This window comes from Chelonobacter oris (assembly GCF_000772535.1).
GTDB classification, from domain to species: domain Bacteria; phylum Pseudomonadota; class Gammaproteobacteria; order Enterobacterales; family Pasteurellaceae; genus Chelonobacter; species Chelonobacter oris.
Map to the genome: position 1 here is coordinate 255,106 of NZ_JSUM01000003.1, position 14,777 is coordinate 269,882.

Sequence of the window (14,777 nt, forward strand, 5' to 3'; positions counted from 1 at the left end):
AACGGCTGAGTTGGGCGTTTGGGTTATTTTCTATTTTCCGTGTAGCGGGATAGCGCTACTCGTATTCCGTTTTTTCTTTATATTCGCACAAATCTTCAATAATGCAGGCGCCGCAACGCGGCTTACGGGCAATGCAAGTATAGCGGCCGTGCAAAATCAGCCAGTGATGAACATCAAACTTGAATTCCGCCGGCACGACCTTGAGCAGTTTTTCTTCTACTTTGACCACATCTTTGCCCGGTGCAAAATTTGTGCGATTGGCAACTCGGAAAATATGGGTGTCAACTGCAATGGTCGGCCAGCCGAAAGCGGTATTCAGCACCACATTGGCGGTTTTTCTGCCGACACCGGGCAATGCCTCCAGTGCTTCTCTGGATTCGGGCACTTCGCCGTTGTGTTGGTCGAGCAGCAGACGACAGGTTTTGATCACGTTTTCCGCTTTACTATTATATAACCCGATGGTTTTGATATAGCTTTTCAAACCGTCCAGCCCTAAATCCCAAATCGCCTGCGGCGTGTTGGCGACGGGAAACAGCTTATCGGTCGCTTTATTGACACCTTTGTCGGTGGCTTGTGCCGACAGAATGACGGCAATCAGCAGCTCAAACGGTGAACTGAAATTCAGTTCTGTGGTCGGCTTAGGATTGGCATCACGTAAGCGGGTCAGAATTTCAATACGTTTTTGTTTATTCATGCCGGTTATGCCTTTTTATTATCGATCATGTTTTTGACCGCCAGAATCAGCCCCAGTCCGATAAAAGCGCCGGGCGGCAGGATAGCCAGCAGAAAGTTGGTATCAATGTGCAGAATCTCAATCCGCAATACTTTCGCCCAGCCGCCGAATAATTGATCCAAACCGTCAAACAGTGTGCCGTTGCCCAATACTTCACGTATCGCGCCCAGTACAAACAGGCTGCACGTCATGCCCAAACCCATCGAAAAACCGTCGAACAGTGACGGCAACACGCCGTTTTTCGAGGCAAACGCCTCCGCCCGTCCAATGACGATGCAGTTGGTGACGATCAATGGAATAAAAATGCCGAGCGCCAGATAAAGTTCGTGTACGAATGCATTCATCAATAACTGCACGGCAGTGACGGTGGCGGCGATAATCATGACATAAATCGGAATGCGGATTTCATGCGGAATGGCGCTGCGGCAAAGCGAAACGATCGAATTGGTGCAGATCAACACCAGCATGGTTGCCAGCCCTAACCCCAGCGCATAGGTCACATTACTTGAAACCGCCAGCAACGGGCAGAGTCCGAGCAGTTGCACCAGTGTCGAATTATTATCCCATAATCCTTGCCGAAAGATGCCTTTCCAGTCGGTTTGTCGGCGACCGCTTGTCGGCATCTCGATTTCGGTGATCTCGATGTCACCGATACTGTTTTCAGACATTCTGCTTCCCTCGTTACGGACAATGCGAAAATTGCGTGACCGGCGTGTGTCGGAAATCGTTGACCACTGCAAGTGCGGTTTGCTTGACGGCATTTACGACCGCTCTTGGCGTAATAGTGGCGCCGGCGAATTGATCGAATTTGCCGCCGTCTTTTTTGACGGCCCACTGGCTTTCGTTTTCAAGACGGAATTGTTGCCGGTTAAAGGCATAAATCCAGTCGGATTTGGTGGTTTCGATCTTATCGCCCAATCCGGGTGTTTCATTGTGCTGTAGAACGCGGACGCCGAGAATTTCACCGTCGACACTAATCCCGATCAGCACTTCTATTCTACCGGAATAGCCTTGATTGGTTACCGCTTTGATAGCATAGGCCGTGGTTTTACCTTGTTTTTGTGCGATATAAATTTCTTGCAGTGAAGGATAGCGCTGCTGATCGGGAATAACACAGCTGCTGAGCAGTGCATTGTCGGCATAATCGCTTGGAATAACCTGATCCAGCTGTTGCCGCTGTTGCGTGATCTTCTCGTTTTCGATGCGGGTTTTGGTCAACAGGAATACCCCGATTGACAAAGCGGTACAGAGCAGAGCGACCAATGCCAAAATGGCGGCAGAGCGAAAAGTGGTTTTTATCAGCATGTTTGTTCCCTATTTTTTGACATGATAGCCGTACACCCGCGGACGAGTGTAATGATCGATCAGCGGAACACAGATATTCGCCAATAAAATCGAAAACGCCACCGCATCGGGGTAGTTGCCGTAATAGCGAATAATATACATCAGAAAACCGATCAGAGCGCCGAATACAATTTTCCCTTTCGGGGTAATCGAGGCGGTGACGGGATCGGTCGCAATAAAAAAAGCGCAGAACATGGTTGCACCGCTGAACAATTGCCACAGCGGATTCGGCAACGCTTGCGGCGACAGCAACCAATGGACGGCGACTAACAGTGCAAGCGTGAGCAGCAAGGCGACGGGAGTTTGCCAATGAATAATTTTTTTCCACAGTAAGAACAGCCCGCCGGCCAAAAAAGCCAAGTTCAGCTGCCACCACCCGTTGCCGAGCATACCGAACGGCGTGGACGAAAAAATCGGTGATAAGCTGATTGCAGACCAAGATTGCTGATTGTGCAAACCGCTCTTTAACGAATCCAGCGGCGTTGCCTGACTGATGCCGTCAATCGTACCGACCAATTGCAACAGTGAGTAGCCGTCGCTGCTTACGCCTTTAAAAATCAGTGATACGGCGTCATTCAAGGTGGGCGGTTCGTTTAACAGCGAAATCGGCGGAACCCAACTGGTCATTTGCAATGGAAAGGAGATCAGTAGCACCACATAGCCGACCATTGCCGGATTAAACGGGTTTTGCCCCAACCCGCCGTAAACGTGTTTGCCGAGAATCACCGCACAAAATGTGCCGATTAATATAATCCAGTAGGGTGCATACGGCGGAATGGCCACCGCCAAGATCAGTGCGGTTAAAATCACGCTGAAATCGGCAACGTAAAACAGTATCGGTTTGCGGCGTAAATAGGTGACCGCTAATTCCAAAGCATAAGCGAAACCGAGCGCCAACGCAATTTGAATCAAGACGCCGATGCCGAAATAAAAAAGCAGCACCGCAATCGCCGGAATCATGGCGGCAATCACCCACAACATAAAACGTGCCGTCAGATTGCTGGAATGAGTGTGTGGAGAGCTGGCAATTTTAAACATATCATCTTACCTGTTATCTATTTTTCCGTATCTGTTGCTGACGGTATTTGTTGTGCGGCTTTTTTCGCCTTCGCCCGTGCGATAGCGGCGGCAACGGCAGCCTTGCGCGGATCAGTCTCCACCGCACTTTCAGGCTTATCGCTTGCTGCGGCGCTGTTTTCGGCGGCGGCTTTTTTCGCCTTCGCCCGTGCGATAGCGGCGGCAACGGCAGCCTTGCGCGGATCAGTCTCTACCGCACTTTCGGGCTTATCGCTTTCTGCGGCGCTGTTTTCGGCAGCGGCTTTTTTCGCTTTTGCCCGTGCAATAGCGGCGGCAACGGCAGCCTTGCGCGGATCAGTCTCAACCGCACTTTCAGGCTTATCGCTTGCTGCGGCGCTGTTTTCGGCGGCGGCGTTTTGTTGGTGTTGTTGCATACGTCTCGCTTTGCGTTGTGCCATCAAATTGCGGTTATCCGGCAGGATTTCGCCATCTTCCGTTTGAATGATTTGTGGTGCGGATTCGGTTGCCTGTTGTTGCGCTTGTGCCGCTTTTTTGGCTTTCAAGCGTTCAAGTGCGGCTTTCACCGGATCTTCCCCTTGCTGTTGAGCAATTTCTTGGCGGCGTTTTTCCGCCGCTTGCTGCGCCCGCTGTTCCCGTTGTTGTTTTTCTTTCAGCAGACGGGCTTCACGTTGTTCAAACCGCACTTTGGCTTCTTCCGCCAAGCGCTCTTTATGCTTAATTTCGGCAATTTTAGCCTTTTCCTGACGAAAATATTGAATCAGCGGAATATTGCTCGGGCAGACATAAGCACAGACACCGCATTCTATGCAGGCGGCAAGATCGTACTGCTGTGATTTTTCATGATCTTCGCTGCGGGCAAACCAATACAGCTGCTGCGGCAATAGCTGCACCGGACAGGCATCGGAACAATTGGAACAGCGGATACAGCCTTGTTCCGGCGGCGGTGGCGCATATTCGAAATGATCCGGTGCAATCAGGCAGTTGGTCATTTTGGTTACCGGCGCTTGAGGATTCGGCAAAATGTAACCCATCATCGGGCCGCCGACGAAAATTGGCAAACGAGAGTCGGCTTGATAGCCGATTTGTTGCAACAGGGTTTGAATCGGCGTGCCGAGTCGCACCCAATAGTTACGCGGTTGTGGAATTTTGTCGCCGGTCAGGGTAACGACACGTTGAATTTGCGGCTCATCATCGATAACCGCTCTTTTGACGGCTAATGCGGTGCCGACATTGTGCATCAAGATACCGAGCGAAGAAGAACGGCTGCCTTTCGGCACTTCCATGCCGGTCAAAATTTGAATTAATTGTTTTGACGCGCCCGACGGATAGCGGGTGGGAATGATGCGCACATCGATATCATTTGCTCCTTTTAGCGCCTGTTTGACGGCATTAATGGCGTCAAGTTTATTGTCTTCAATTGCCAGCACCACTTTTTCAGGGCGGGTCAGATAACGCAGTATACGGATTCCTTCCAGCATTTCCGCCGTGTAATCCTGCATAAGGCGATCATCACAGGTGATATAAGGTTCACATTCGGCACCGTTGATAATCAATAATTTGATACCGGCGGTGACATAGCTGATTTTGTTGGCGGTAGGAAATACGGCGCCGCCCAATCCGGCGATGCCGGCATGATAAATGCGTTCAATCAGCTGTTCGGCGCTGAAGGTCATAAAATCCCCGACCACGGTGCGTTCGCGCCATTGATCCAGCCCGTCCGCCTGTAAGACGATCATCTCTTCGCTCAAGCCGGAAGGATGGTTGGCGGGGTAGGGGGCTATATCGATAATATAACCTGAGGTCGGGGCGTGAACGGGCAATTTGCTCAGTGTTCGGCTTTGTGTCAGTTGTTGTCCTTTCAGGACGTAATCGCCGGTTTTAACGGTCAATTCGGCCGCATCTCCGACATGCTGTTTCAGCGGAATATAAAAACGTTCGGGCAACGCAAGGCGGCCGATTTTTTTTCGGTTGGATTGTGATTTCATTTCCGCCGGGTGAATGCCGCCGGGAAATTGCCACAGGTTGCCGGAATTGATGCGCTGAATAATATCGCTCATGGACGCACCTCACGTTCGGGCGCTATTTTTTCGGTAATGGTTGAAATCGGAATGATTAAGTCCGGATCAAATTTCCAATTCCATTGTTTGATGTCGGTTTTGACCGTCTCCATGCTGATACAGTCCGTCGGGCAAGGTGCAACGCACAATTCGCAACCGGTGCATAAATCGGCAATTACGGTATGCAACGCTTTGTTTGAGCCGATAATCGCATCGACAGGGCAGGCTTGAATGCATTTAGTGCAGCCGATGCACATCTCTTCATGAATAAAGGCGACTTTCACTTCAGGCGGACCGTCGGCGAAATTGGTTTGCGGCACATCCATACCGAGCATATCGGCCAGTTGTACGACTAGCGGTTGGCCGCCCGGAACGCATTTGGTAATCACATCGCCGTTGGCGATGGCTTCGGCATAGGGGCGACAGCCGGGATAGCCGCATTGGCCGCATTGGCTTTGCGGCAGGATAGCATCGATTTTATCGACTATCGGATCACTTTCCACTTTCAGTTTGACTGAAGAAAATCCCAGAACGGCACCGAAAATCAGTGCCAATACAACGATAATCGACAGCACCCAGTGAAGTGCGGTAAAGTGGTTGAGGATATCCATCAGCTATGCACCAGACCGGTGAAACCTAAAAATGCCAATGACATCAAGCCGGCGGTAATTAAGGCAATGGAAGCGCCGCGGAAAGGTTTCGGAACGTCGGCTGCCGCAAGACGTTCACGCAGGGCGGCAAACAACACCAGTACCAGTGAAAAGCCCAGTGCGGCACTAAATCCGTAGATAACGGACTGAACCAGATTATGCGATAAATTGATATTGAGCAGTGCCACGCCCAATACGGCGCAGTTGGTGGTGATCAACGGCAGGAAAATCCCTAACAGACGGTATAGCGCCGGGCTGGTTTTATGAATCACCATTTCGGTAAACTGCACCACCACAGCGATCACCAGAATAAAAACTAAGGTACGTAGAAATTCGGCATTTAACGGCATTAAAATATAACGGTCGATTAAATACGAGCAAAGCGAAGCCACCGTCAACACAAAGGTGGTTGCCAACCCCATGCCGATCGCAGTCTCGATTTTTTTGGAAACCCCCATAAACGGACAAAGTCCTAAAAATTTGATCAGGACAAAGTTGTTGACAAGTGCGGTTCCAATCACTAATAAAAGATAATCAATCATAACTATCCAGCCGAAAAAACAGGGGGCTATTATCCTTTTTTCTCAAGCTAAGAACAATACTTAAAACAGATTAAATTCGGTGCTTATTCTTCCGGCATAATGGGCGGCGGCAGCGGCTCCGGTTCCCCCAAAAAATAAGGTCCTTTTTCGGTCAGCAGATCCCACAGCATATACAGTCTGGCAAAAAATTCCCGAAACCGGACGCCGTAATGTCCTTCGGGGTATTCCGCCGCATAACAGACGGCATCAATATTATAGTATTGTGCAATAAATAATGCCCGTTCGCAATGGAAGCGCTGGGATACGATGGTGATAGCGTTGGCATGGAAGACGCTTTTGGCGCGAATCACCGAATCCAGCGTGCGGAAACCGGCAAAATCAAGGTACATAAATTCACTGTTAATTCCCAGTTTGCGCAGATCGTAAAACATATTGCGCGGTTCGTTATATTGCCTGGTGCGGTTGTCGCCGCTCAATAACAGGTAATCCACTTTATTGTTTTTTATTAATTCCTGCGCCGCCAGCAGGCGGTTGTAATAAAACAGATTGATCGAGTTATCGCTGAAATAGCGGGATGTCCCCAAGACCAGCGCATAAGGGCGGTGCGGTACGGCGTGAATATTGTCATAGATGTTTTTGCGTACGTAAAAACCGATCGCCTGATCGATAACGATGATTAGAATGGCCGAAAACGAGAGAAAAAAAGCCAGATATTTCAAGAATGACGGCAAAAATTGATGAACGTATAAACAGAATTTACCGTAGAACAGCGGTAATTTTCCGGAACGATTCGCCGATATTTTTTGCGATACCATACTGATTTGCTCAATTCCCGTTAGTTATGATTCTGCTGTATTGATCGTTACCATAGTGAAATTATGCGTCAATCGCAACCCGATATAATAAAAATTAACGATATCCCTAATTTTTTACACAGTCGCCGATTAAATTCGAGCGGCTTTTTTACTGCCGTGATCACTTTCGTGATAGGTAATATACACGATGGCGAGAATAATCAGCAGGGCACCCAACCATAGTCTCCCCGGCGGCTGCGCTTGGAAAATCACCCAACCCGCCAAGACGTTCAACGGCAGTTTGAGAAAATCGAACGGTTGCAAATAGGCGGCATCGGCGAGACGATATGCTTTGGCAATTGCCAGTTGTGCGGCGGCCGTCAGGAAGCCGAGCAAAATCAAATAGCCCAATTGAGTGATGTCCGGCAGAGCCAATTGTCCCGATTGTAATACCCCGAGCAGATTAAACGGTGTGATCAGGATAAACAGATATACCACAATTGTGGTCGGGGAATCCTCAGCGGATAATTTTTTCACCATTAAAGAATAAATCGCCCAACAAAGTGCCGCCGCCAGCGGTAATAAGGCGACGGGGTTAAAATCTTCCGCCCAAGGCTTGAGGATAATCATTGCGCCGACAAAACCCAACAAGGTGGCGGCGATTCGGCTGGAACTAACGTTCTCTTTTAAGAACAGGGCTGCGCCTAAGGTCGCAAACAATGGCGAGGTCATGATCAATGCAATTCCCTGCCAGATTGGAATCGGATACATCAAGGCGCTGATCCAGCATTGAATGCCGACTACCGAAATGCCGACACGAACAATATGCCAGATCAAGCGACGGGTTTTTAACACGTTTTTTCCTGCTCTAAACAGACTCGGCGCAAGGAACAGCAGGGCAAACAGATACTGATAAAGTGCAACCGAAGCCGAATCAATCGGGGTTTGAGTGCCTAGAAGCTGGGTCAGGGTATTGATGACGGCAAATACGATACCGGCCAGTATCATTGCCAAAGCGCCTTTGACGGGGTGGTGTAGCATTTATTGGAATCGTTCCGAAAAGAGAAAAGTGGAGATTAGCATAGCGTTAAAAGGTGAAAAAGCAAGTCCGAATATAGAGGTATATCATTCTAGATGTTTGGACGGCTAAAATTGCTTGACAACGATTTTGCGGATCGGTAATTTATGTAACACTTTCAATAGGGTTTCAAGCAAGAAGAACAAGATAAATTCAAGGTATTTATGGCGGTTAAATCCATTCGACTGTTTACTGATCATCCGATGCAGTTGCTTTTAGGGGGACAGCTCAGTGATATTGAGGTGGCATACCAAACTTACGGACAACTTAATTCCGCTAAAGACAATGTGGTCTTGATCTGCCATGCCTTGACCGGTGATGCCGAACCGTTTTTTGACAAAAATAACGAAACAAAAGGCTGGTGGCAAAGTTTTATGGGCGCCGGCTTGGCACTGGATACCGATCGTTTCTTTTTTATCTGTTCCAATGTCTTAGGCGGTTGTAAAGGCACAACCGGCCCCTCCTCGCTCAATCCCGCCAGCGGCAAAGCCTACGGCAGCCGATTTCCGGCGATTACGGTGCAAGATATTGTCCGGCTTGAAAAAGCATTACTTGATGAATTGCAAATACCGCACTTGCGTGCGGTTATCGGCGGGTCGTTCGGTGGTATGCAGGCAACTCAATGGGCGATAGATTATCCGCAGATGGTTGACAGTGTGGTTAATCTTTGTTCGTCGTTGTATTTCAGCGCCGAAGCAATCGGATTTAATCATGTGATGCGACAAGCGATTATTGCCGATCCGCACTTTAATCACGGCGATTATTATGACGGGCAAGCACCGGAACAGGGATTGTCGATTGCCAGAATGTTGGGCATGTTGACTTATCGAACAGATGTACAGCTCAATAAAGCGTTCGGTCGGGTGCAGAAACAGACACCGGATCATTTTGGCGATACCTTTCAAGTGGAGTCTTATCTCAGCTATCAAGGCAATAAATTTGTCGACCGCTTTGATGCCAATAGCTATCTGCATTTGACCCGTGCACTGGATCTGTACGATCCGGCAATGAATTATGATCAGGATATCAAACGGGCGCTAAGCCGGATTAAGGCGCGTTACACCTTAGTTGCCGTTGCCAATGATCAATTGTTTAAAGTGGTCGATATGCGAAAAAGTAAAGCGTTATTGGAAGAAAACGGGGTACAATTGGATTATCATGAGTTTAATTCCGATTTCGGGCATGATGCTTTTTTGGTGGAGTATGATTTTTTTGAGCCGATGATTCGCAAGGGGTTGGAATAATCACGAGTTTTTGTAAATTCCATGGTGAATTATTCAAAATAATGTAAACTGTAAATCATAAATAGATTAAAAAACAAGCATAAATTCTCAAATTTTCAGGAGTTATTACCATGTTTAACCGTCTGGTTTTCAATACGGTTTTAGTCACTGCCGGTGTTGCGTTATTCAGTACTTTCAGTTATGCCAATCCCCTTAAAAACGCCTTAATGCAATCCTTGGTCAATGACCCGCTCTTGAGAGAAGCGGATGCCGAGTTGGGGGCGGCAAAAGATCGGGTCGAACAGGCAAAGGGCGGTCACTATCCGGTCGTGTCGTTGACCGGCAATAAAGTGCTGTCGCAATACCATAAAGATCCGAGTGATCGCACCGAAACAAAAGTGATTCCCGGTGTGAGAGGTTCGATTAATCTGTATGCCTTCGGTGCGATTGAAAAAGAAGTTGAAAAAAACAAAGAAAACGAAAAATACTACCACTTCAAATATTATGAAAGCCGTGAAGAACTTGCGTATACCATTTCCGATTTATATTTGAAAGCGTTACAGGCGAAAGAGCGGGTTGAAGCCGGAGAACGTAATTTGCGGCGACATAACGAGATTCTGGCGAACTTGGGGACGATTGTTATGAATGACGAAGGGCGTGAATCGGAATATGTACAGGCGGAAGCCCGTGCACTTTTGGTGGAACAAGAAATTAACGAATACCAACGCGAGCTGTATCAAAATCTCACGCAATTGGCAACGTATACCGGGAGTCAAATTACCGAAAAGGAGTTACGGGATCCGTTTGCCGAATTACCGATAGACGCACTCTATAAAAATTATTCGTCTAAAGATGTCAAAACGACCGCGACCTATCAGGCGCAAATGGCAGAGTTGGAAACCAATATGAAAGATCATGAGTTATCCAAACTGAAAAAACTGCCGAAGCTGGATTTAAGCGCCAGTGCGACAACCGAAGATCGTGAAGCGTCACTGAATGTCAATTGGGATGTGTTTAACCACACTTCCAGCTATGAAGTCAGAGAGAAAGCCAACATGATTGCGTCCGCCAAGGAACGTTTGGAGCGGGTCGAACGGAATATTCATGAAACCTCAAATTTGGCACAACTGGATATTAAACGTAACACGATTCAATTGAGAACGCTTGAGAAGCAGATTAAGGCTTCGCAAAAAGTCACCGAGTTCTACCGTTTACAGTTTGATTTAGCAAGAAAAACACTGATTGAGTTGTTAAATGCGCACAGTGAATGGGCGGGAGTCGAAATGGCAAAAGTGAATACACAAAATGCCTTACGCAAGGCAAAACTGGATTATTTGCGTTCGCAGGGATCACTGGCACAATGGGCGGGTTTTCCAAGAAATACACGCAAATAATCTATATTAAAACCGGATGACAATAAAAGCAGAATTTCTGTTTTTATTGTTTTTTGATCACAAAAAGAATAATTAACATGAAACTCATCATTGAAAATATTTCCCTAGCAACCCAATTGGTCGGATCGCAGCTGTCGGTTGCCACCCTCACCGCCAATGTTATCCGTGATAATAATATGGGTATCAATTTTTCATCCTTGCAGGAATTTTTAAAAAGCGAAGGTTTTGAAAATACGATTTCACAACGGGCGCTGGAAGATATTCCGTCTTTGGCGATGCCGGCGGTGGTTTTGCTGAAAAATGAAGAAGCCGCCGTGATAGTCGGTATTGAAGGATACGGGCAAGACCGCACTTATAAAATCCAGCAGCTCGACGGCTTGACACAGCTTATCAGCCATGCGGATCTGAATAAAAATTATTTGGGGTACTGTTGGTTTATTAAGCCGAAAATCGGCGTGGACGCCCGTTCGGAATTGCCTGAATACAAAATGCCGAAAGCGTGGTTTTTCAAAGTCATTTGGCGCTTCAAACGTTATTATTACCAAGTGATTTTGGCGACATTTATCATTAATTTTTTGGCACTGGTCAGCTCATTGTATGTGATGAACGTGTATGATCGGGTTATTCCGAACCAAGCGTACAATACGCTTTGGGTGTTGAGTATCGGCGTGGTGATTGCCATCACATTCGAATTTATCGGTAAGATGATTCGCGGACATTTAACCGATATTGCCGGCAAAAAAGCCGATCTGATTATCAGTGCCGCACTTTTCAGGCGGGTAACCGGCTTGCGGTTGCAAGAAAGACCGGCATCTTCCGGTTCATATGCGAGTAACTTGCGCGACTTCGAGTCGGTACGGGATTTCATGACCAGCGCCAGCTTGCTGACTTTGGTCGATTTACCGTTTTTGTTACTGTTTATCGGTGTAATCTGGCTGGTTGCCGGAAATCTTGCCATTGTGCCGTCACTGATCATTCCGTTAGTGATCTTGGTCGGTTTTTTGGCGCAAGGCCCGTTATCAAAATACATTAACGAATCGATGAGAGAATCGTCACAACGTCAAGGTTTGGCGGTGGAGGCGATCGAAGGCTTGGAAACCATTAAAACCAATAATGCCGCCAAATGGGCGCAAAAACGCTGGGATCATTATACGGCAACGTCTGCCGCTTCTTCGATTAAGCTCAAGGATACCAGCAATTTTGTGATTAATTTTGCGACGGCAATGCAGCAGTTGAATACCGTATTTCTTGTAGTATACGGAACTTATTTGATTCACAGTGAAGATACGACATCGAAAATCACCATGGGGGCATTGATTGCGGCAGTGATCTTATCGGGGCGCGCATTGGCGCCGGTCGGACAAATTGCCGGACTGGCGGTACGTTTTCAACAGGCATGGGTTGCGTTAAAAGGCGTAAACGGCATTATTGAACGTAAGGTGGATCGCGACAGCGAACGTAACTATGTCACCCTCGATCAGGTGCAGGGGGAGTTGCAGTTTAATCATGTCGGTTTTTCGTATGATAAAGATGCCGCCCCGGCATTAAGCCAATTGAATCTGACTATCCGCCCGAAAGAAAAAGTAGGGATTTTGGGGCGTATCGGCAGCGGAAAATCGACCGCACTTAAAGCCGGTTCAGGACTGTATGATTTAAGTAACGGTACGATTACTCTTGACGGCGTGGATTTACGCCAACTTGATCCGAATTTTTTGCGTAATCAAATTTTATTGTTGGAACAAAACCCGCGGCTGTTTTTGGGCAGTTTACGCGAAAATATGGATTTGGCGCGTATGGACGGGTTTTCAACCGATCAAGATTTAATCCGTGCATTGACGGTATTCGGATTGGACAAATTGATCCGCAATCATCCGAGAGGGCTGGATATGCCGCTCGGTGAGAACGGATTGGGTTTGTCAGGCGGTCAAAAGCAAGTGATTGCATTGGCGAGAATGCTACTGCGCAACCCGAAAGTCGTCTTGCTGGACGAGCCGACGACTTCACTTGACCAAGCGAGTGAAATTCAAGCATTACGGGTTATTGCCAATTGGTCGCGCAACCGAACTATGGTGATTGTGACCCACCGTCCGCAGGTGCTACAGATTGTGGATAGAATTGTCATTATCGAGCAGGGTAAAGTGGTTATGGACGGGCCTCGTGATGCGGTGCTGAAGAAACTGGCCGAAAACGAAAAAAACAACCAACAGCAGGCGAAATCGGCGCCACAACAAACGGCAGCTCAGACGGAAAAAGCCGCTGCGCCACAACTTGATGCGACGCTTTAAGGTAGATAACCATGTCAGATAATAAAATTCAGCGCGATAACAACAATAGTCAAAACGCCCAACAAACCAGTGTGGGAAAAACAACGCCAAGTGCGGTTCAAACCCAATCAATTGCGGAAACCGGCGTGAATAAAGAGCGGTACAGCAAACAGGATCTCAAATTATTAACCGATTTGAATGCCGCTATCCAACAAGAAAAACATACCGGCTTATTCTGGAGTATTTTATTGTTATTTGCTTTTTTGGTGGTTTTTGTCATTTGGGCGTATAACAGCCCGTTGGAAGAAGTCACTCGCGGTCAAGGCAGCATTATTCCAAGCAGCCGAGAACAAGTTATTCAGAGTCTTGATCCGGGCATTATAAGTGAAATGCAGGTGAAAGAGGGGGATTTGGTCGAGAAAGGGCAAATTTTGCTAAAACTTGATGATACCCGCAGTTCGGCAGGATTGAGAGAAAGCCAAGCCAAAGTACAAAATCTGGCGGCTGTTGTTAGCCGTTTGGAAGCCGAAGCCTATAATCGTGAGTTGGAATTTGCCGAAGGTACACCGTCGGATCTGATTGAACGTGAAACGGCGGTTTATCAGTCACATAAACTGGCATTGAAAGAATCGATCAACAGCCTGAGCGAAAGTAAAGCGTTATTGGACAGAGAAATTGCGATGACGACACCCATGGTGGCAAAAGGAGCGGTCTCCGAAGTTGAAGTGCTGCGCATGCGGCGCCAGTCGAGCGAGCTGCAATTGCAGATTGTCGAACGGCAAAACAAATATGTGACTGATGCCAACAGTGAATTGGTGAGAGTGCAAAGCGAGTTGCAGCAAGCCAGAGAAAATATGGCGATGAGAGCGGATCCGGTCGAACGTTCATTAATCCGTTCGCCATTGAAAGGCATTGTGAAGAATATCCGAATTAATACTATCGGCGGTGTTATCAGCGCAGGACAGGATATTATGGAAATCGTGCCGGTTGAAGAAAAATTGGTGGTCGAGGCCTATATCAGCCCGCGCGATGTGGCGTATGTCAGTCCGGGCATGAAGGCATTAGTCAAATTATCAGCCTATGATTATGCCATTTACGGCGGGCTGGACGGGGTCGTTACCTTGTTAAGCCCCGATACGTTGCATGATCAAAAGCGGCCGAGCGATTTAAAACTTGACGCAAATGAAGCCTATTATCGTGTTTTGGTCACTACGGATTCCAGTGTGTTGACGGATAAAAACGGTGAGGAATTGCCGATTATTCCGGGCATGATTGCAACTATCGACATTAAAACCGGCGAAAAGACAGTATTTCAATACTTAATCAAACCGATTACCAGAATGAAGCAGGCGCTGCAAGAGAGATAATCGCCTGTTTTATAAATAAGAAAGCCAATCGCAGATTACTCGGTTGGCTTTTTTGTATTCGGTATAATCCGCATTATTGGAAGATGTATATTTTTTCATTAAATTAATTTCATGATTTTGTAGGGAATTAATGAAAATTATCTTTCAGGTTGGCGGCGGGTTTTTACGTTTGTGTAAATGCGATCGAAAAATGAATCCTCATTTGATAATATTTTAATATAATAACTTATTGGTACTATTTTTAGTTGTTATCAATTCCGTCCTTATAGCGGCTCGGAAATGGGCAAAAATTT

Annotated in this window: 13 protein-coding genes; 4 read left to right on the forward strand and 9 right to left on the reverse strand. The window is 47.3% G+C overall.

Annotation, left to right across the window (positions count from 1 at the left end):
* Window positions 1–55 precede the first annotated feature (55 nt).
* The 9 genes from nth to OA57_RS02625 all read right to left on the reverse strand — a co-directional run bounded on the left by nth (window position 56) and on the right by OA57_RS02625 (window position 8,199).
* Entirely contained in the window at window positions 56–694 is a 639-nt protein-coding gene (nth, locus tag OA57_RS02585) for an endonuclease III (RefSeq protein WP_034613041.1), read from the reverse strand.
* Between the two features lie 5 nt (window positions 695–699).
* Window positions 700–1,356: an electron transport complex subunit E gene (locus tag OA57_RS02590; RefSeq protein ID WP_235424623.1), complete on the reverse strand. Its 657-nt coding sequence runs from the start codon at window positions 1,354–1,356 to the stop codon at window positions 700–702.
* A 58-nt stretch (window positions 1,357–1,414) separates the two neighbouring features.
* Entirely contained in the window at window positions 1,415–2,038 is a 624-nt protein-coding gene (rsxG, locus tag OA57_RS02595; RefSeq protein ID WP_034613045.1) for an electron transport complex subunit RsxG, read from the reverse strand.
* Window positions 2,039–2,047: 9 nt separating this feature from the next.
* The gene (gene rsxD / locus OA57_RS02600) at window positions 2,048–3,115 is read right to left on the reverse strand and encodes an electron transport complex subunit RsxD (RefSeq protein WP_034613048.1); all 1,068 of its coding nucleotides are present in this window, start codon (window positions 3,113–3,115) and stop codon (window positions 2,048–2,050) included.
* Between the two features lie 17 nt (window positions 3,116–3,132).
* The gene (gene rsxC, locus OA57_RS02605) at window positions 3,133–5,172 is read right to left on the reverse strand and encodes an electron transport complex subunit RsxC (RefSeq protein ID WP_034613050.1); all 2,040 of its coding nucleotides are present in this window, start codon (window positions 5,170–5,172) and stop codon (window positions 3,133–3,135) included.
* Entirely contained in the window at window positions 5,169–5,783 is a 615-nt protein-coding gene (gene rsxB / locus OA57_RS02610) for an electron transport complex subunit RsxB (protein ID WP_034613053.1), read from the reverse strand. The genes rsxC and rsxB overlap by 4 nt, the downstream gene beginning before the upstream one ends.
* Window positions 5,783–6,364: an electron transport complex subunit RsxA gene (gene rsxA / locus OA57_RS02615; protein WP_034613055.1), complete on the reverse strand. Its 582-nt coding sequence runs from the start codon at window positions 6,362–6,364 to the stop codon at window positions 5,783–5,785. The genes rsxB and rsxA overlap by 1 nt, the downstream gene beginning before the upstream one ends.
* Window positions 6,365–6,447: 83 nt before the next feature.
* A complete protein-coding gene (locus OA57_RS02620) occupies window positions 6,448–7,179 on the reverse strand; it encodes a SanA/YdcF family protein (protein ID WP_084589851.1) in 732 nt (243 codons plus the stop codon).
* Between the two features lie 129 nt (window positions 7,180–7,308).
* Window positions 7,309–8,199, reverse strand: coding sequence for a DMT family transporter (locus OA57_RS02625; RefSeq protein ID WP_034613057.1), 891 nt, complete (start codon window positions 8,197–8,199; stop codon window positions 7,309–7,311).
* A gap of 201 nt (window positions 8,200–8,400) precedes the next feature.
* Between OA57_RS02625 and metX the strand changes: the two genes are divergently transcribed.
* The 4 genes from metX (at window position 8,401) to OA57_RS02645 (ending at window position 14,484) form a co-directional block, all read left to right on the forward strand.
* Entirely contained in the window at window positions 8,401–9,480 is a 1,080-nt protein-coding gene (gene metX, locus OA57_RS02630; protein ID WP_034613060.1) for a homoserine O-acetyltransferase MetX, read from the forward strand.
* A gap of 110 nt (window positions 9,481–9,590) precedes the next feature.
* On the forward strand, window positions 9,591–10,853 hold the full coding sequence (locus OA57_RS02635; RefSeq protein WP_034613063.1) for a TolC family protein: 1,263 nt from the start codon (window positions 9,591–9,593) through the stop codon (window positions 10,851–10,853).
* Window positions 10,854–10,930: 77 nt separating this feature from the next.
* Window positions 10,931–13,138, forward strand: coding sequence for a type I secretion system permease/ATPase (locus OA57_RS02640; RefSeq protein WP_034613064.1), 2,208 nt, complete (start codon window positions 10,931–10,933; stop codon window positions 13,136–13,138).
* An 11-nt stretch (window positions 13,139–13,149) separates the two neighbouring features.
* A complete protein-coding gene (locus tag OA57_RS02645; protein WP_034613067.1) occupies window positions 13,150–14,484 on the forward strand; it encodes an HlyD family type I secretion periplasmic adaptor subunit in 1,335 nt (444 codons plus the stop codon).
* The last annotated feature ends 293 nt before the right edge of the window (window positions 14,485–14,777 follow it).

Bases quoted from the DNA above. Each gene is read 5' to 3' on its own strand.
- rsxG (WP_034613045.1), bottom strand. From the start codon at position 2,038: ATGCTGATAAAAACCACTTTTCGCTCTGCCGCCATTTTGGCATTGGTC.
- OA57_RS02640 (WP_034613064.1), top strand. From the start codon at position 10,931: ATGAAACTCATCATTGAAAATATTTCCCTAGCAACCCAATTGGTCGGA.
- OA57_RS02645 (WP_034613067.1), top strand. From the start codon at position 13,150: ATGTCAGATAATAAAATTCAGCGCGATAACAACAATAGTCAAAACGCC.
- rsxD (WP_034613048.1), bottom strand. From the start codon at position 3,115: ATGTTTAAAATTGCCAGCTCTCCACACACTCATTCCAGCAATCTGACG.
- rsxC (WP_034613050.1), bottom strand. From the start codon at position 5,172: ATGAGCGATATTATTCAGCGCATCAATTCCGGCAACCTGTGGCAATTT.
- OA57_RS02625 (WP_034613057.1), bottom strand. From the start codon at position 8,199: ATGCTACACCACCCCGTCAAAGGCGCTTTGGCAATGATACTGGCCGGT.
- OA57_RS02620 (WP_084589851.1), bottom strand. From the start codon at position 7,179: ATGGTATCGCAAAAAATATCGGCGAATCGTTCCGGAAAATTACCGCTG.
- metX (WP_034613060.1), top strand. From the start codon at position 8,401: ATGGCGGTTAAATCCATTCGACTGTTTACTGATCATCCGATGCAGTTG.
- OA57_RS02635 (WP_034613063.1), top strand. From the start codon at position 9,591: ATGTTTAACCGTCTGGTTTTCAATACGGTTTTAGTCACTGCCGGTGTT.
- OA57_RS02590 (WP_235424623.1), bottom strand. From the start codon at position 1,356: ATGCCGACAAGCGGTCGCCGACAAACCGACTGGAAAGGCATCTTTCGG.
- nth (WP_034613041.1), bottom strand. From the start codon at position 694: ATGAATAAACAAAAACGTATTGAAATTCTGACCCGCTTACGTGATGCC.
- rsxA (WP_034613055.1), bottom strand. From the start codon at position 6,364: ATGATTGATTATCTTTTATTAGTGATTGGAACCGCACTTGTCAACAAC.
- rsxB (WP_034613053.1), bottom strand. From the start codon at position 5,783: ATGGATATCCTCAACCACTTTACCGCACTTCACTGGGTGCTGTCGATT.